This is a genomic window from Pseudomonas sp. S37 (assembly GCF_016658545.1).
In the GTDB taxonomy this organism is placed as follows: domain Bacteria; phylum Pseudomonadota; class Gammaproteobacteria; order Pseudomonadales; family Pseudomonadaceae; genus Aquipseudomonas.
On the sequence record NZ_JACVZC010000004.1, the window covers coordinates 114,882 to 133,374 of the forward strand.

14 protein-coding genes are annotated in these 18,493 nt (G+C 51.0%); 7 read left to right on the forward strand and 7 right to left on the reverse strand.

Going from position 1 to position 18,493, the window contains the following annotated elements; all coding sequences use genetic code 11:
* Nucleotides 1-2: 2 nt before the first annotated feature.
* The gene (locus tag IAE39_RS03025; protein ID WP_201199263.1) at nucleotides 3-479 is read right to left on the reverse strand and encodes an Lrp/AsnC family transcriptional regulator; all 477 of its coding nucleotides are present in this window, start codon (nucleotides 477-479) and stop codon (nucleotides 3-5) included.
* A 338-nt stretch (nucleotides 480-817) separates the two neighbouring features.
* Here IAE39_RS03025 and IAE39_RS03030 point away from each other — a divergent pair, with 338 nt between their 5' ends.
* Entirely contained in the window at nucleotides 818-2,236 is a 1,419-nt protein-coding gene (locus tag IAE39_RS03030; RefSeq protein ID WP_201199265.1) for an amino acid permease, read from the forward strand.
* Nucleotides 2,237-2,272: 36 nt separating this feature from the next.
* Here the strand turns inward: IAE39_RS03030 and IAE39_RS03035 are convergent, their stop codons facing one another.
* The 4 genes from IAE39_RS03035 to IAE39_RS03050 form a co-directional block, all read right to left on the reverse strand.
* Nucleotides 2,273-3,592: an OprD family porin gene (locus tag IAE39_RS03035; protein ID WP_201199267.1), complete on the reverse strand. Its 1,320-nt coding sequence runs from the start codon at nucleotides 3,590-3,592 to the stop codon at nucleotides 2,273-2,275.
* Between the two features lie 174 nt (nucleotides 3,593-3,766).
* On the reverse strand, nucleotides 3,767-5,059 hold the full coding sequence (locus tag IAE39_RS03040; protein ID WP_201199269.1) for an MFS transporter: 1,293 nt from the start codon (nucleotides 5,057-5,059) through the stop codon (nucleotides 3,767-3,769).
* 299 nt (nucleotides 5,060-5,358) lie between these two features.
* On the reverse strand, nucleotides 5,359-6,657 hold the full coding sequence (locus IAE39_RS03045) for an ArgE/DapE family deacylase (RefSeq protein WP_201199270.1): 1,299 nt from the start codon (nucleotides 6,655-6,657) through the stop codon (nucleotides 5,359-5,361).
* Between the two features lie 39 nt (nucleotides 6,658-6,696).
* A complete protein-coding gene (locus tag IAE39_RS03050) occupies nucleotides 6,697-8,019 on the reverse strand; it encodes an MFS transporter (protein ID WP_201199272.1) in 1,323 nt (440 codons plus the stop codon).
* A gap of 168 nt (nucleotides 8,020-8,187) precedes the next feature.
* On the opposite strand from IAE39_RS03050, the gene IAE39_RS03055 reads away from it, so the two are divergent.
* The 4 genes from IAE39_RS03055 (at nucleotide 8,188) to IAE39_RS03070 (ending at nucleotide 13,698) form a co-directional block, all read left to right on the forward strand.
* Entirely contained in the window at nucleotides 8,188-9,165 is a 978-nt protein-coding gene (locus IAE39_RS03055; RefSeq protein WP_201199273.1) for a LysR family transcriptional regulator, read from the forward strand.
* Nucleotides 9,166-9,374: 209 nt separating this feature from the next.
* A complete protein-coding gene (locus IAE39_RS03060) occupies nucleotides 9,375-10,409 on the forward strand; it encodes a histone deacetylase family protein (RefSeq protein ID WP_201199274.1) in 1,035 nt (344 codons plus the stop codon).
* Between the two features lie 643 nt (nucleotides 10,410-11,052).
* Nucleotides 11,053-12,342, forward strand: a complete 1,290-nt coding sequence (locus IAE39_RS03065) for an MFS transporter (protein WP_201199275.1) — start codon at nucleotides 11,053-11,055, stop codon at nucleotides 12,340-12,342.
* A 120-nt stretch (nucleotides 12,343-12,462) separates the two neighbouring features.
* Nucleotides 12,463-13,698 (forward strand): OprD family outer membrane porin, encoded by a 1,236-nt coding sequence (locus IAE39_RS03070; RefSeq protein WP_201199276.1) that lies wholly within the window; start codon nucleotides 12,463-12,465, stop codon nucleotides 13,696-13,698.
* Here the strand turns inward: IAE39_RS03070 and IAE39_RS03075 are convergent.
* Entirely contained in the window at nucleotides 13,628-14,629 is a 1,002-nt protein-coding gene (locus IAE39_RS03075; protein ID WP_201199277.1) for a LysR family transcriptional regulator, read from the reverse strand. The genes IAE39_RS03070 and IAE39_RS03075 overlap by 71 nt on opposite strands.
* A gap of 160 nt (nucleotides 14,630-14,789) precedes the next feature.
* On the opposite strand from IAE39_RS03075, the gene IAE39_RS03080 reads away from it, so the two are divergent.
* Both IAE39_RS03080 and IAE39_RS03085 read left to right on the forward strand, forming a co-directional pair.
* Nucleotides 14,790-16,220, forward strand: coding sequence for a M20 family metallopeptidase (locus tag IAE39_RS03080; protein ID WP_201199278.1), 1,431 nt, complete (start codon nucleotides 14,790-14,792; stop codon nucleotides 16,218-16,220).
* Nucleotides 16,221-16,297: 77 nt separating this feature from the next.
* Nucleotides 16,298-17,485, forward strand: coding sequence for an amino acid aminotransferase (locus IAE39_RS03085; protein WP_201199280.1), 1,188 nt, complete (start codon nucleotides 16,298-16,300; stop codon nucleotides 17,483-17,485).
* 61 nt (nucleotides 17,486-17,546) lie between these two features.
* On the opposite strand, the gene ctlX is transcribed toward IAE39_RS03085, so the two are convergent.
* Complete coding sequence (gene ctlX / locus IAE39_RS03090) at nucleotides 17,547-18,485, reverse strand: citrulline utilization hydrolase CtlX (RefSeq protein ID WP_236548377.1); 939 nt, start codon at nucleotides 18,483-18,485, stop codon at nucleotides 17,547-17,549.
* Between the last annotated feature and the right edge of the window lie 8 nt (nucleotides 18,486-18,493).

Below are 18,493 nucleotides of genomic sequence, written 5' to 3' on the forward strand. Positions count from 1 at the left end.
ACCTACTGATCAGGGATAGGCAAACGGTGAGTGTCTTTGATTTCTCTCAACGCCAAGCTGGAATGGATAGATGATATTCCAGGCTGTGTTCGGAGAACCCTTTCAACGAACTCACCGTATGCATCCAGATCCGCAGCTACAATCTGCAAAATATAATCAGCATCACCAGTTATTTTATGACACGACAATACGTAGGGGTTATTTCGCATTACCTCTTCGAAATCATCAGCAGCTTTATCCGTGTGCATGTTAAAGCTGATCTGAACAAACGCCGTTAAATTCAGCCCAATCGCCCTTCGACTGATAGTCGCCTCATACCCCGTTATTACCCCCTCATCTTCCAGTCGCTTTCTTCGCCTCCAGGTAGGCGTTGTACTAAGCGATAGCTTTTCGCCAACAGCGATGCTGGACATTGCCCCATCAGCTTGCAGTAGGCGAAGCATTGAACGATCAACGTTATCGAGGGTGATCCTACTCATTTCCGAAGCCCACACCGCAGTAATTTTTCACCTGACGACCTTATTGCGCAAAAAATAATTCGTCAAGCAAAACCACCTCTAGGATCCGGTTGATCAGACGCAAGCGCGCCAAAGCTGTCATACTTTCGCGCAAAATAATTCCTGATTACACACAAACACCAGAAAACATTTGCTCAAATGCTCACAGCCTGCCCTAAGTTAGCAAAGTATTTCCAGCTCACTTGAGCGAGCATTACATCGCTGCAAGATAAAAACCAAAGAATCAGCGACCGCGATGCTCCCGCAAAGCGGCAATTGAGCCTGCCCAACAAAACTTTTCGACAAGAAAGAGGCTGAGCATGGAACCACATACAATTACTCAGAATGACACCACTCATACCGACCCTCACCTGAAGCGAGCGCTCACCAACCGACATATTCAGTTTATCTCCATCGGAGGCGCCATCGGAACAGGATTATTCATGGGTTCCGGTAAGGTAATTGCTCTGTCCGGAACATCTATTATCCTCGTGTACATGATTGTAGGCTTCTTCCTTTTTTTCATCATGCGCGCTATGGGCGAACTGTTGTTGAGTGACCTCAGATTCAGGTCATTTGCAGACGTTGTTGCCCACTACTTGGGCCCCCGTGCAGGGTTTATGTTGAGCTGGTCATACTGGCTGAGCTGGAGCGTCGCAGTGATTGCTGATGTCATTGTGGTCGCGGGTTTCTTCCAGTTCTGGTTTCCGGATGTCCCGACCTGGGCAACGGCAAGCGTAACCATGGGGCTGCTGCTGATCCTCAATATGCTAGCGGTTAAGCTTTTTGGTGAGGTTGAGTTCTGGTTTGCGATCATCAAAATCGTGGCCATCGTGGCGATGATCATGACCGCATTTATCTTGATAGGAATGTCCTACCAGTCCCCTGAGGGTGTCACAGCATCCCTGAACAACCTGTTCGAGAAAGGCTCGATGCTGCCTCACGGAATCAGCGGTTTCTTCGCCGGCTTCCAGATCGCCATCTTCTCCTTCGCAGGCACAGAGCTGATCGGCACCACCGCTGCCGAAGCCAAAAATCCGGAACGCAATCTCCCCAAGGCGATCAACACGATCCCGTTCCGAATCCTGATCTTCTACGTGCTGTCCCTAGCCTGCATCATCAGTGTGACGTCCTGGAGCCATGTGCCGGCAGACCGCAGCCCCTTCGTAGAGCTCTTTTTGTTTGCTGGTTTCCCAGCTGCTGCGGGGATCATCAACTTTGTCGTTCTCACCTCTGCGGCCTCTTCGGCCAATAGCGGCGTATATGCGAGCTGCAGGATGCTTTTCGGCCTGGCGCTGCGCCGCTCGGCTCCAGCATTTTTCGCCAAGCTGTCGCGTGCTGGCGTTCCGGTGATGGGGGTGGCTTTTACAGGGATAGCGATGTTCTGCGGATTGTGCCTGCTGGTGATGTTCCCGAACGTCATGGAGCTGTTCACGCTGATTTCCACCGTCTCAGCGATTCTGAATCTGTACATTTGGATGATGATCCTGCTCGGCTATCTGGCGTACCGAAAAAAGGCACCAGAGCTTCACGAGGCGAGCATCTTCAAGATGCCTGGTGGTCGGGCTACAGTTGCTGCATGCCTGAGCTTCCTACTGTTCGGGGTGTGGGTGCTTTCTCTTCAGCCCGACACACGTATGGCGCTGTACGTGATGCCCCTGTGGTTCATCTTCCTGTTCTTCTCATACCGCTCTAAGAAAGCTGATGTCGATCCATCAGCCTATCGGGCAGTGAACTGACTCAAGGGCCCCCTTCCGCGAAGGGGGCCTTCTCATCTAAAAGAGTGCCAGCGTGTAGTTCAGGAAGACACGATTCTGCACCTGATTCGGGTCGATATCCGAATGCATCAAGCCGTGTCGCCAACCGAAACCAAGACCTTTGAAAGTGCCACTTTGCACCACATAATCGATGCCCATGTCGCGCTCCCACTCGCTGAGCTCTGGGCCTGTTGCGGTGTTGATTCCTTCACCTTTTACGTACATGACGAATGCCTTCAAGCCCGGCACACCCATCGCGGCAAAGTCGTAGCTGTACTGACCAAACACAGACCTTTCGCCTGCCCGGTTGAAAGCAGCCATCATGCGGTCGGTGTAGATGTATAGCGATGAGGCACCCGCGCCCTTATCTGGCAACGTTCCCTGGCTCTGTTGCACAAAATTGCTGCCATTGGAAACTTGCTGATAACCCATCATCACCGCATTCCCACCCACCTGATAAGTCAGGGCCGCCGTCCAGAGGTGGTTGTCGATCTTGCCGTCAGCACTTTCAGTGAATCCACCTACGCGGTAGCCCGACACGCGCCCTTCTGCGCTTTTATTGGCATCATCAGCAGTGGTGCGGAAGTAGCGGAGATCAGCCTTCAGGCTCTGGCCAGGGGCGAGCTGCCAAGTATTTTGAAGACCAAGGAAATGCTGATCGTAATAATCTTCTAGGTTGGCAAAATAATACTGGGCCAGACCTTTCTCCCCAATTTGATAATCCACACCAGCCAATACCATCGCATCACTTTGACGAGTACCACCTGAGACAGCTAGGCCGGTGCGATCCGTCGACCCACGTCCTGTTGCCTTCGTGATGCGGCCTGCTGTGAAGGTCAGTTTCTCAAGCTCGTGGGACGTCAGCAGAGCCCCTTCGAACGTCTGCGGCAGAGTACGGCTGTCGTTGTAGGTAATCACAGGTAGGTTTGGCAGCAGCGTGCCGTAACGCAGCTCGGTCTTCGACCAGCGAAGTTTTGGAGTAACGCCTAATCGCCCCCACTGATCGGCAGCACCATCACCTTTGTTTGGGATCATGCTGCTACCCCGATGCCGGCCATCACCACTGTCCAGCGTTACCCCAAGGAGAGCCATAGCATCAACGCCAACGCCTACCGGGCCCTCTGTGAAACCCGATTGGAAATCCAGCACTGCGCCCTGGGCCCATTCCTCGATTCGACTTTGTCCGGCAGGGCCTGGACGGTCACGGTAGTCATTGCTGAAGTAGAAGTTGCGAAGCTTGAGGTTCGCCTTGCTGTCTGCCAAAAAATCAGCGTAGGCGACACAACTAAGGGGCAATACCAGGGCGCCAGGAATCAGCGAGCGAAGCAGATTATTCATTGGAAACCTCATTTTTGGGACACGGCTACGCCCACCCTCCTTGCAGAGGGTGATTGCGTTGAAGACAGGGTTGAAAGAACCGATAGCACCTCAGCGCTATCAGCAGCTCAAAGACAGAGTCGATTGGTTCGGCTACACGTTCAGTTTTGAATCATGTAGCCAGAGTGGCTGGCATCACCGAGTAGCCACGGCAACACCTTGATTTTCGGTACGCAGCCGGTGCACACCCATAACGCCGATTAGCGATAGCGCTGAAAGCGCGCTGAAGAACAACGCCAGCGGAAGCCACTGCCCCGAGAACTGGTTGGCTAGCATGGTGCCAATGATTGGTGTGGTGCCACCTGCGATGGCGCAAATGAGCTGGTACGCCATGGATATTCCCGAGTAGCGAAGGTGTGCTGGAAATGCCTGTGCGATGAAGCCTGCCACGACTGCATACAATGCAGAAATGGTCACCACGCAGAGCGTGATGCCAAGGATCATCAGGCCCAACTTCTGGGTCGTGACCAAGACGAACATGGGATACGGAACCACAATCGACAGCAATGCAGCCCACATCAGAAACCGCGACTCTCCCACTCGCTCAGCGATGAGAGCACTGACTGGCTGAGAAATGAGCTGGAAAACTGTCACGATGAACAGACAGTCGAGGATCGTTGCCCTATCAATACCCTGGTATTGGGTGACATAAGTGATCATGAAGGTGTTGGTGAAGAAGAAGCCCGCCGAACCGATTGTTACGGCAAGGGCCGCAAACAAGATCTGTCGCCAGCATGTGCGGATGACTTCGCTAACAGGGAATTTGACGACCTCGTTCTTTGATTTGGCCTCAACAAATTCTGGCGATTCCTCTACACCGAACCGGATAGCCAAGCCCACCAACATCAGCACGCCACTCATGAGGAAGGGAATGCGCCATCCCCACGCAAGGAAATCCTCTGGTGACAGTGTCGATACCACCCGGAATGCGATCAGTGCGAGGAGAAGACCTGCTGGACTCCCCAATTGAGCGAAGGACGCGTAGAAGGTCTTGCGTTTGGCCGGCGCATGCTCGCTGGCCATAAGAACCGCACCGCCCCACTCACCACCGACGGAGATCCCTTGGATGAATCGCAGGACGATGAGCCCGATAGGTGCCCACATGCCAACGGCTGCGTAACTCGGAAGAAGGCCAATAGCGGTCGTGGCCAAGCCCATCAAAACCATCGTGAACAGCAACATTTTCTTGCGGCCCAGTCGATCACCCAAATGCCCGAAGACCATGCCGGCCATTGGCCGCGCAATGAAGCCGACTGCGAACGTGCCGAACGCGGCCAAGGTGCTCAGTAACGGATCTGAACTTGGGAAGAAGACCTGCCCTAGCACCAGTGCCGCCGCCGTAGCGTAAATATAGAAGTCGTAAAATTCGATGGTCGTGCCGGCAAATGCTGCCGCCGCCGCACGCCGCGATTGTGATTTGCTCTTCATGATGTACCCTTCATTTTTTTTGTTAGGCAGGGAATATCTGGACTGCAGCGAGATTCTCTAAATGGCGCTTGTTGGGTTTATCGCCAACTTCATTGGATCAATCAATTTACTAATATTTAAGCTGAAAATAAGCCGAAATAATGTCCGCTGTTGGTGCGAATTCCATCGCGCCGGAAGTGATCCGATCTTTCAGAATCTAAAAAAAAGCCCCGACAAGCGGTCATCCTGACGGGGCAAGGAGGGTGAGACCCATCCAAAGTGCCTGGCATCCCGCCAGGCTAGGAGCAATAGAGCGCGTATCAATCCTGCAGGTTGCACCATTGAGCAATAAACAATGCGATGCTTTTCGTGATCAGTCTCAGGGACTCGATGTGCACACGCTCATCAAATCCATGGATGTCCAGCGACTTGGGCCCGTAAACGAGCGTAGGCATGTCGCCGTAGATAACGAAAACACGAGCATCGAGGTAACCAGGCGTGGTGAAGGACTCAAGCTCACTCTCGAACGCGATCCGGTGGCAATCGCGCAGAGTGTTTTCAGCGTCAGAACCTTCCTCCAGCACGTAGCCCTCGGCGTAGAAGCCGTTGAAGGTGACCTCAGGAGCAAGACCACCAAGGCGAGGATCAGATGCAGCCTCGGCCAGGCATGCCTCGATCTCGGCACGGGCTTCATCGGCAGTGGTGCCAGGGTAGATGGCGGCACGCACTTCGAATTCGCACCATGGTGGTACAGTCGAAGGCCAGTCGCCGCCAACGATCTTGCCGATGTTGAAATTAATCGGGTGATCCAGATGCTCGAAGTGACGATGGCAATGGTGCTGACCGTTCCATTTAGACTCGATCTTGCGTAGAGCTTCCATGGCGGCGTAGGCAGCATCGATGGCGTTAACGCCAGTCTCCATTTCGCGGTTGTGCGTTGGACGGCCCTTGACCTTGACCTTGAACCAGAGCACACCCACGTTGGCCCGAACCAGCATGTTCTCTTCAGGCTCAGGAATGATGACGGCATCCGCCTTGTAACCACGAAGCAGCGCTGCAAGCGCACCATTGCCGGTGCATTCTTCCTCGACCACCGACTGGAAGTAAATCGGGGCCCCAGGTGCATAGCCGGCGGCCTTGATAGCGTCGTAGGCAAACAGGTTCGCTACGAGACCGGCTTTCATGTCCGCCGAACCGCGACCATACAGCCAACCGTCGATGATCGCTGGATCCCAAGGAGAGCGGGCCCAGTTTTCGACCGGGCCGGTTGGAACCACGTCGATATGACCATTCAAGATCAGCGAACGCCCAGTCTGCTGCTCAGGACGATAGGTGCCTACAACGTTGAAGGCGTTTTCGTAGGAGACGGTAACGGGCCCGAAGCCTGGGTGGGACTTGATGTCCTCCACGTCGATCTTCCAACGATCCATCGAAAAGCCGCGCTTGTGCATGGCCTCGTAGAGGAAGTCCTGGGCAGTGTGTTCCTGCTCACGCAACGACGGGATGCGAACGAGATCTTGGGTGAATCGCAATTGAGCGTCGAAGTTGTCATCGACTGCTTTCAGGATGCGATGAACCTGTTCAGGCGTCAGCTGATTCTGACCGGTAGTGCTAGTCATGGTTGATTCCTAGATTGGTTTTTATGAAAGGTTTACGGGTCAGGCCTGATGGGCAGTCGCAGTGCCAAGATGCGGGTCACGACGCCTCTTGTGAATCGACAGGCCGATCACGGAAACCAAGGTGATCGCCGAAAGCACGGAGTAGAAAACGGCGAGAGGGAACCACTGATTGGGGTAGATGTGGGTCAGCCAGGTGCCAATCAAAGGAGTCAGGCCACCAGCAATCGCACCGCAGAATTGGTAGGAAAGGGAGATCCCGGTGTAACGAATCCGGGTCTCGAATGCAGAGCTGATGAAGCCCGCCATAGCCGAGTAAATGGCGGCCATGAAGACCAGAACAATAGCGATACCGACGATGATGCTGAGGCTGGTGCCTTGGCTGACCAGCATGAACATTGGGTACGGCGCAGCCACCGATGCTGCAGCAGCGAAGATCAGCACCCGAGACGTGCCAACAGTTTCAGCAAACCATGCGGCCAGCGGCTGAATGAAGAACTGGATGATCGCGACGACGAACAGGCAATCCAAGATCATCCGGCGATCCAGTCCCAGCGTTTGGGAGGCATAGGACAACATGAAGGTATTGGTGAAGTAGATACCGCCAATCGCCACGGTACAAACGCCCATGCACAGGAGAAGCGTGCGCCATGCAGTCCGGAACACTTCTCGTGCAGGAATCTCAGTGGTTTCTTTTTCCTCCAGCACTTTGGCGAAATCTGGAGACTCACTGACGCCAATTCGGATGAAGTAGCCGACCAGGAGAAGCACAGCACTGATCAAGAACGGGATGCGCCAACCCCAGCTAACGAAATCAGCTTCGTCCATGGAAGTGACCATGCGGAAAGCCAGCAACGAAAGAATCAAGCCAGCCGGGCTACCCAGCTGTGCAAAAGAGGCAGCGAAGGTTCGGCGTTTGGCCGAGGCATGTTCGCCCGCCATAAGCACTGCCCCGCCCCACTCTCCGCCGACCGCCAAGCCTTGAGCCAGACGCAACACAATCAAGAGGATCGGAGCCAGAATGCCAGCCTGTTCATAACTGGGCAGAAGGCCGATGCCAACTGTCGCAATGCCCATGATGACCAAAGTGACCATGAGGGCTTTCTTACGACCAACACGGTCGCCCAAGTGGCCAAAGACGAACCCGCCCAAGGGGCGTGCCAGGAACCCAACAGCAAAGGTGCCGAATGCCGCCATGGTGCTCAAGAACGCATCACCCGTAGGGAAGAAAACCTTCCCGAAGACCAAAGCTGCTGCTGTCGCATAGATATAAAAATCGTACCACTCGATTGTGGTACCAATGAATGCTGCAGTGGCAGCGCGCACGGGCTGTTTTGCAGCCGGCACATGGGATGTCCCGGTCATGGTGAAGGCCTCTCTTAGATTTGTTGTGAGATTTATGCGCTCACCGAGACATTCGGTCAATTTCCGTATTCTTAAGCTGAACATTAGTTAAATTAATGTCTTGTGCTAGGGTCGCTGAATGAGGTTTGCTACATAGCAACCCGGAAATAAGTGAAATGATGGCCGCAGATGAAAGACAAAAATCACCGTATCAGTGATCGCCTTGACTGGAATCTACTTCGGACTTTTCTGGTGATCGCAAGAGAGAAAAGCATCAGCTCTGCTGCGGTAAAATTGCACGTCACCCAATCCGCCGTAAGCCAGGCGCTACGCCGGCTTGAGGATCAGTTCGGGCGACGGTTGATCGAGCGTCACCATAGTCGGTTCTACCTCACGGCTGCAGGGGAAGAGGTGCTGGCCGCCGCCGATACCATTTATGGCAATGTGGCTCAGTTGGCGAGCAACGTTTCAGATGCGGAAGAGCAGACCGTGGGCAGGATCAACGTGTTGGTCGCAAGCCGCATCCACTCCGCCGTCTACGACGCGTTCTGGGCAAAGTTTCATAAGGCTCATCCCCGCATCGAAGTTGAGCTTGAGGTCATGCCCAGCAGTGAAATTGTTAAGATCATCCAGCAGAAAGGTGCCACTGCTGGAATCGCCCTTTGCAAGCAAATCCCAAAGCGATTGGAGCACAAAATTTTCCTGCAGCAGACCTACGGCTTGTTCTGCGGCCAATACCATGACCTCTATGGCAAATCCGACCTCACGATGGAGGATCTTCTGGGTGAGAATTTCGTTTCTTTCACCAGCGATGCACTTGGCGATAGCTTGTCCCCACTCACGATCTTCCGGGATCAGCGAGGGTTCTCGGGAACGGTAGTAGCAAGCTCTTCTCAGTACGATGAGGTCAAACGTCTCCTAGTAGCTGGCTTCGGCATTGGTTGTCTCCCTGAACATAGCGTCCAAGCTGACCTAGAGGAAGGTAGGCTCTGGCGTCTCCCTCCGGATGAGGGAGTCTGTACCGCAAATCTCTACTTTCTATGGCATGAAGATGCTCAACGGACTGCAGCAGAGAGAACGTTTCTGGACGCATTCAAAGCTCATATCGAGACTTATCCCCTTCCTCACCGCTTGCTCGCAACCCTACCAGCCATATCGGTTGAGTAATTGGCGGCTGCTGAAGATTAGGGTCTAAAGACTATGTGCCCATTGAACCGGGCCATTAGGTGTAGAAAAACAAAAATCTTTCAACAACCTCATGCTCACTAGAAAATAATTTCAGTTACCCCCCTGTGATGGGAGTCTAAAGCAAAGCAATTTTTCATCAGAAGAGGGAATATTTTTGTCACCGACAATACGATCTAGGAACAAAAATAGTGATCACCATTTTTAGCTCCAACCACCGGCTTCATCACGGCACAGAACTCAAGGATGGATCCTTGAAACCGTCGTTTGAAAATCCGCAAAGAGCAGATACCGTCCTGGCTCGCGTTAAAAGCGAGGGCCTTGGCGATGTCATTTCAGAGCAGCGCTTCGACCGTTCCAACTATGTCCCAGCACACAGCGAGCGTTACGTGACGTTCCTGGAAAACGCTTGGCAGGAGTGGGTGGCCACCGGAAAAACGCATGACGCACTGCCCCTTGTATGGCCAGTGCGTGACTTGGCCATCGATAAGGAACCAGGATTCATTGATGGCAAGCTGGGCTTTTACGCTATGGACGCCGGTGCACCTATCACCCAGGGAACTTGGGAAGCCGTCCGCAGTAGCGCAGATGTCGCTTTGACAGGAATGGAGCGGGTGATAGAAGGGGAGCTTGGTGCATTCGCTTTGTGCCGCCCGCCAGGGCACCACGCCGCTCGGGAATACATGGGTGGCTACTGCTACCTAAACAATGCTGCTATCGCGGCAGAACGCTGCCTTCGTCGTGGTGCAAAGCGTGTCGCAATTCTGGACGTGGATTTCCATCACGGCAACGGCACGCAGAACATCTTCTACGACCGGAACGATGTCTTCTTCGCCTCTATCCATGGTGATCCTTCTGTCTCCTACCCCTACTTCTCGGGGTTCGCAGATGAGAAAGGCGTAGGTATCGGTGAAGGCTTCAATGCTAACTACCCGCTGCCTCGAGGCACACAGTGGGACACGTTCAGCGTGGCATTGGCGGACTCTCTGAAGCGCGTACAGGCTCACCAGCCCGACTTCCTGATCATCTCTCTTGGAGTTGACACCTTCGAGCACGATCCTATCAGCCACTTTCGCTTGACCAGCGAAAACTTTATTCAAATGGGGGAAGCCATTGCCGAAGTAGGTATCCCAACTCTGTTCGTGATGGAGGGCGGCTATATGGTAGACGAAATAGGTATTAACGCAGTGAACACGCTGCAGGGCTACGACAGTAAAATTTTTTGAAAAATCCCCGCTCTCGAGCGTAATGCTGTTCACTTAAGATCGCCGGGGCCGCTGTGCGGCCCTTTCGCGGCACAAGGCCGCTCCCACAATGACCGCGTGAGCCCTGAGATGTTGGCTTACGCGGTCGGTGTAGGAGCGGCCTTGTGCCGCGATGGGCTGCAAAGCAGCCCTAAGTGAACAGCATTACGCTCTCGAGCGGGGATTTTAGTTTAAATCTAGACTCGCCATCACAGAAAAATTGTTAAACACAGACTTTATAACCCAAGGTACAGAAACCCATACAAAGAAACCAAGACACCCAGGCACATAAAGATGGAAAATTAACACTTATCGATCGGCTCTCCAGTTAGATTTGGGGTGGCGAGCCCAGCCGCGCTCTGCTAACGCTATCTTACTTATTCTAGCTAGTGATCAAGAAGCGCCGCCCTCTAACATCTCGCCTAAATTTCTGGCACCCACGCCATTTTTGAGCCTACCAAGCGCTCAATCCCATCCGGCACAGCATCTGGAGTAGGTTTGCCTGTACGGCAAGGAATGCTTCTGAAAAGCATAATTGTGGTAAGGCTTCTTGGCTCCTAGGATCACATGGAGGCTGCACACCGTCCTCCTTTGCCACTCTATACTGCCGGAGAGCTTAATAACAATGACAACTGCGCAGGCAACAAATAACACCGTGGCCGGTCGACTGCCGCAAAACAAGCTATACAAACTTGTGGTAGCATCATCAATCGGCAACGCACTTGAATGGTTCGACTTGATAGTATATGGCTTTTTCGCCATGACAATTTCCAAGTTGTTTTTCCCAAGCAATGACGAAACTGTATCACTATTACTGGCATTAGGTACATTCGCCGCATCTTACCTTATAAGGCCTTTAGGCGCCATTGTACTTGGATCATATGCAGATCGCGTCGGGCGTAAGTCCGCAATGCTTGTTTCAATATGGTTGATGATGGCAGGGACTTTTATCATAGCGACCATGCCGACCTTTGAGACAATTGGGATCCTAGCCCCTATTGGTATTTTCGCCGCTCGGCTTATTCAAGGCTTTTCAGCCGGGGGAGAGTTCGGCAGTGCAACGGCACTGCTGGTTGAGCATGCTCCAGAGCGAAAAGGGCTCATCTCAAGCTTTATGTTTGCGAGTCAAGGTATTAGCGCATTACTAGCCTCAGGATTTGGAATAGCATTAAGCTCCATGCTAACTCAATCCCAGCTGGAAAGCTGGGGATGGCGCATACCATTCCTCTTTGGATTACTAATAGGCCCAATTGGTCTTTACATCCGCAAGCACATACAAGATGCGGAAGAGTTCAGCAAAAGCAGTCATAGCCATGCACCCATCAGTGCCATTTTGAAAACGCATAAAGCTTCACTAGCACTCGCAATTGGCTCTTTAATCATGTCCACTTCAGTGAGTTATGTGATCATATTTATGCCAACATATGCTGTGAAAAATTTAGGCCTCACCGCATCAGTCGGCTTTACGGGAACGTTATTAAGCGGCGCAGTCCTGGCCATCTTAACGCCATTTATAGGCCATCTGAGCGACTCAATAGGTCGTACACGCTTAATGTTCTGGTCGGTCATTGTATTCACATGCACCATTTATCCCGCGTTCGTGTTCCTGTCGCATGAGCCAACTCTACCATCGCTGCTTTTAGTACTTTTTTGGATGACAGTACTGAAATGCGTTTACTTTGGCGGCCTACCTGCATTGATGTCAGAGTTATTCCCAACCGCCGTGCGAGCCACTGGCATGGCTCTGAGCTACAACATTGGCACCACTATTTTTGGTAGTTTCACGCCATTCTTCATAACATGGCTTATAGACATCAGCAATGACACAATGGCGCCAAGCTGGTATCTACTTACAACTGGCCTATTGAGCCTGATCTCCTTGTTCGGAATAAAGAGAAAGCTAACAACCGAGTAAAATCAGACAGTCATTGCATTCTAGAAGACACCTAAACACTACAGATGTGCCGGAGCAGATAGTTAGCGCTCCGGCAATGGCCGCACCTAAAATAAAATAACAACAACCCGGGACATAGCCATGCCTTCAGTACGACATCATTTACTCGGAACGATATTTTTAATTGCTTTCACACAAGAAAAAGCAAACGCTAGCATTTTTGATAAAAGCGAATTGAAGCTTGACGTCAAAAACTTATATATAGACCGAAACTTCAAGAATCATGATGCTGTTAAATCGCGCACTGGCAGCTGGACGCAAGGGTTCATATTGCAATTTAAATCTGGCTATACTGATACGCCTCTTCAGCTAGGCTTAGACCTTAATGCCGACTACGCCTTCCGCCTTGATGGTAGTAAAGCACGCTCGCCAGATGGGGTTCTTCCAGCAAAAGCTGATGGCTCCCCTGTAGGACAATATGGCCGTCTAAGCGGCACAATGAAAATACGACACTCGGAAACTGAACTTCGAATTGGTGAGCTTCATCCTAGTCTTCCTATAATTTCTTACGACCCCAGCCGCCAACTACCCACGCGCTTTGAAGGAGCAATATTGGAGACAAGAGAAATTACAAACACTACAATCACAGGAGGCAAAATATGGAGCATCACTGGTCGCGAATCGTCAAATCGAGAAAATTTATATCTATGGGGAGACTCACCAGCACAGTCAAGTGACGACCTTACTTTCATTGGGGCTTCTAATCTTATGGCCTCCAACCTGACGACAGACATTTACTACGCTCAACTGGACAACATCTACCGACAATATTATTTCGGAGCCAGCTACGAATTGCTTATTCGCGATAAGCTCAAAATAAAAACCGATGCACGATACTACGACAACAAAGAATTGGAGGAAAAGACAGCCGGACGCATTGATAATCGCTCATATGGAATCAAGTCGAGCATTGCCAAAGATGGACATGTGATGACCCTAGCATACCAGCGGATGCTGGGCAAAGATCCTTTCCCGACACTAAACAACTACACTCCTGCGCCATATTTGGTAAATTGGTCAGCATTAGGATTTGTAAAACCAGGTGAACGCTCATGGCAATTACGGCATGACTATGATTTTTCCGCACAGGGCTTAGTTGGATTAAGGTGGACAGCTCGATGGATAGAAGGGAATTCCATATCGTTAGCTGACCAAAGTCGAGAGACCGAAAGAGCGTTCATACTGAGCTATGCTGTACAAAGCGGATATTTTGAAGGCTTGGGGCTTAGTTGGATGAATATTGGGGTCAACGTGCGCGGCTCCTCGCGTTACGAAGAAAACCGGATTGCCCTGACTTACGCCGTGAGCCTTCGGTAAGACTGTGATGGACGGGCGAGCTCCCTGCCGCGATAAGTTTTTCTTCCAAATGGATGAGAAAGTCTAGGATTAACGCGGGAAACTTTCGTCCAGACATTATCTGAACCTGGAGGCTGCGCTGCCGCAGCTGCGAGTCTTTTATAGGCACCAGTACTAGGCCATCCCTATCTATCACGCCACTCACAGTGGCGATCCCACTCAAAGCGATAACGTCACTGGAATTAATAACAGCATTGTAAATAGCTCCGAGCGAATGACTGGTATACGCTGGTGAAATAGATACACCTTGTAAGTGACAGGCAATGTCGAACAAGTAGCGAATGGTGGAGTCCTCGTAGGGTAGAGCAAGCGGGTAATCGGCCAACTCCAGCACCGACACATACCCCGTTGCGGCAAGTACATGATCAGATTTCATCAGAGCATAGATAGGCGCCTCACAACTGAGAGTAACCTCAACCCCCAGTATAGGAGTCAAACTAAAAGTCAGTGCGATATCCGCCACGCCGTCTTTCACCAACTGCGACGCTCGGGAGGAATCGACTACTTGGAGATCGAAGCTTGCTCCTGGATGAAGTGAGCGAAACTGCGCGCAAACCCGTGGCAGAAGCTCCCAAGCAATACCTTCCGGGCAAGCAATGGAAATTTTTTTCTGCTGTAGTGTATGTAATCCTCGCATTTCCGCAATAACATTTGAAATCTCTAAATGATTACGATTAGCGTAGGCCAATAATATTTCTCCCTGACCAGTTAATTGCATCCCCCGAGGCTTGCGCTCGAATAGCGGCAATCCTAGAGCCTCTTCCAAGTTACTTATTTGGCGACTTACAGCTGAAACAGCAACATGAAGCTCCTCTGCAGCGGCGGACAGAGAGCCTGTCCTAGCCACGCTGTGAAAATACCTAACGGAAAGATCGAGCAATATTTTTTCCACTATTTTCTCCAAATCATCTCAGAAGCAGGTTTGCTAAAAAGACAAATCACGCTTGAAAACTTGATAATTGTTGAAAGCTTAGACCATACATTAACCTGCCAAAAGCCAACGGTCGAGCATTTAGCTTGCAATTTGATGCCACGTACAACCGGAGAATGAAATGCATACAATCGTTAACGCCTCACGAACAACTGCAATCAACACAGCTATGGATTATTTCAAAAGCGGAAAACTTCATTCAATCCTTCAACGCAGGATTTCCTTGCAAACTGAGAGTCAGAATCCAGAAAGCGCGACGATTCTCAGGGAGTACCTTGAACATGAGATCCGGCCCACCCTAGAACGAATGGACTTTAAATGCAAGATACTAGAGAATCCTGTCCGAGGAAAGCCACCACTTTTGTTCGCTGAGCGCATTGAATCGCCTTCTTTGTTGACATTACTAACTTACGCTCACGGCGATGTGACGGCTGGACAAGAAGGGAAATGGCATAACGGCGTCAGCCCCTGGACTCTAACTGCGGAAGAAGACCGACTATATGGTCGTGGAACGGCGGACAACAAAGGTCAGCATACGATCAATCTGACCGCCATTGAAGCTGTTTGGCGAACTCGAAATAAACGCTTGGGCTTCAACATCAAAATAATTTTTGAAATGGCCGAAGAGATAGGCTCACCAGGACTCGAATTAACCTGTAAACAAAACGCAGACTTGCTGTCTGCTGACCTATTTTTGGCTTCCGATGGGCCCCGCGTGCGTCATGACATACCCACCATTTTCCTTGGATCTCGTGGTGTATGTCAGTTTCGTCTTTCCTTAGATACTAAAAATGGTTCTCGACACTCCGGAAACTGGGGCGGAATTATAACTAACCCGGCAATCGTTCTTTGCAATGCTTTATCAACAATAGTTTCAGGCAGCGGTCAGTTATTGCTGGAATTTCTTAAGCCGCCAGCTCTCACATCAGAAATCTCAACGCTCATTCGCGACCTACCGGTTGGCGGTCAAGATTTTGACCCATTACTAAATCCAAACTGGGGGGAACCAAGCCTCACAGCCGGCGAGCAATTGTATGGCTATAACACGCTGGAAATTGTGGGGATACATGCGGGGGATACCATTAATGTCATCGGAGCAGTTCCGGGTAAAGCCGAAATAGTCTGCCAATTACGCTTCGTCCCTGGGACAGATTGGAAAAATCTGATTGATAATTTGCGTACTCACTTAGATGAGCAAGGCTTTAACGAGGTAACAGTTGTACTTGAAGGTGGCTATGCAGCTACCCGCTTGGACATTGATCATCCGTGGGTGAACTTCGTTTCTGATTCAGTGAGCAAATCTCTGAATTTACCTGTATGTATCCTGCCAAACCTTGGGGGCACTATCCCTAACCATTGCTTTTCCGACGTTCTGCAACTTCCCACTGTCTGGTTGCCCCACTCCTACCCTTCCTGTAAGCAACACGCTCCTGACGAGCATGTATTGCTCGACATCGTTGAACAAGGTTTGAAAGCAGCCACAGGTGTGTTCTGGGATCTAGGAGAAACCGATAAACAGCCCAAAATAAACTCTATTAAGAAACCAATTTAAACCAAGTAACCGCAAGCACTGGCAATCCAGAACCCACAATTTCATTGATGTGCACGATAAATAACACGAGATTGATAATGATATTTGATCACTTAAAACCCTATGCGGGCGATCCGATTCTTTCCATTATGGATCACTACAAGCGCGATCACCGAGCGAAAAAAGTCAACCTCAGCGTAGGCCTATACCATGACGAGGCGGGCAACATTCCTAAACTTAAATCGGTTAAAGCGGCGAAAGCCTTTCTTGACGCACAGGAAAATCTTGGAAATTTCTACTTGCCGATTGAAGGTAGTCCCAAGTATCGAGACCTTGTACAAAACCATTTATTTGGGTATATATCAGACAAATCAAAAATCGTAACCATTCAATCGATTGGCGGGTCAGGCGCTCTTAGAATAGCAGCTGACTTTATGGCACGAACATACCCAAACAGCCGAGCTTGGCTAAGCTCGCCAACATGGGACAATCATGCAGGCATATTTTCTAGCGCAGGATTCAAAATCATGCACTATCCCTACAAGTCTCCCGACAACTGCAGCATTGATTTCGCACATTTAATAAAAACGCTTCAATCCGCATCTTCATACGACATTATCGTACTGCATGCTTGCTGCCATAACCCAACCGGGCTAGATCTCTCGCTGGAGCAGTGGCAAACAATCTTCAGTATTTGTGGCAAACTCAAGCTTATTCCGTTGTTGGACGCCGCTTACCTAGGACTGGGAAAAGGTTTTGAGCATGATTCAAAAGTTTTTAAGATCGTAGCATCAAGTGGAGTGACAGCACTGGTTGCGAATTCATTCTCCAAAGTATTTTCGCTATACGGCGAGCGTGTTGGCTCACTGTCAGTCATCTGCACAAATCCAGAACTAACTGAACGAGTCCTTGGACAACTAAAGTTGTGCATTCGCTCAACATACTCTACCCCACCCAACTTCGGCTCAGCTTTAGTTTGCGAGATCCTGAGCAACCCCGAGCTATATAATATTTGGCAGACTGAACTAGACTCAATGCGCTCTCGCCTACATGCCACACGCTTCAAATTGCATGCTTGCCTGAGCTCTGAAGCCCCAAATCATAACCACGAATACTTAATTTCTCAGATCGGTATGTTTGCCTATACTAATCTTGGTCGTGATCAGGTTCGCATACTGCGAGACAGATACGGTATCTATATGCTTGAGAATGGAAGGCTGTGTATCGCCGGCCTGAACGATAATAATCTCGAATATGTTGCAAAGTCTATCGCTGAGGTTTTATAGATCTTAAGCCCCTCTCGTCTGCGGGCAAGTAACCCCACCCAGCCTGGGTGGGGTATAACGTTTAATATCGAGGTGAGAGATGAATCCCCGCAATCATGCATCTCACCGATCCTCCCGCCATCTCGATAGTGGGAACATCCAAAGGCACCAATCTGGCCGACCGTTCGATCCGTTCACGCTGCTCGCTCTTCAAACTGTTGAAGGCCCGACGGGAGAGAACCAGGATTCGACCATCGCGACCGGAGAGTTCTATGGCATTGCCTGCGAATTCGTTTATCTGCTGATTGGTCAGATCGATTACATCTCGTCCTGACTCCATCAGCCTCATTCGAACCTCGGCGGCACGGGCCTTGTTGGTAAAGGTATCGAAGCCCACCAAGGCAAACTCGGTTGCAACACACATCAAGACGTTCGTGTGATAGATCGGGGTACCCTTCTCGTCAGCCGTGTCAAAAACCATCGGCTCAAAGTTGAAGTGGGTGCTGAAACGTTCTAGGGCAATAGGGTCGGCACGATTTGACCGAGCGGTATAGGCCACACGGCACATGTGATCGAACACCATTGCCCCAGTGCCCTCCAGAAACAACTCGTCACGCTCGAGGCCGGAGTAATCGATGACATCTTGAACCCGATACTCTTGTTTGAGCATCTCGATGACGTCGACTCGCCTCTCTCTACGCCGGTTGGGTGAGTACATCGAGTAGATGGCAACATGGCCACCGGGATGGGTGGAAAACCAGTTGTTCGGGAACACCGAGTCAGGAGTGTTGTTTTCACCGAAGTCATCGAAGAGATGAACCCGGACACCCTCGGCCTCCAACTTGCCCGCAGCCTGACTGACCTCTTCCCTTGCTACCTCCGCAAGGGTTTGCGCGGCGATATCAGGGTTAGAGCTTTGGAACGAGTTGTCTGCAGCCGTTTCCGGATTAGGAGTGAAAGCGTGTGGCCTAACCATCACCACAGCCGCAGGTGCTTGAATCGAACGCGTAGGAATTGCCATCTAGAAAT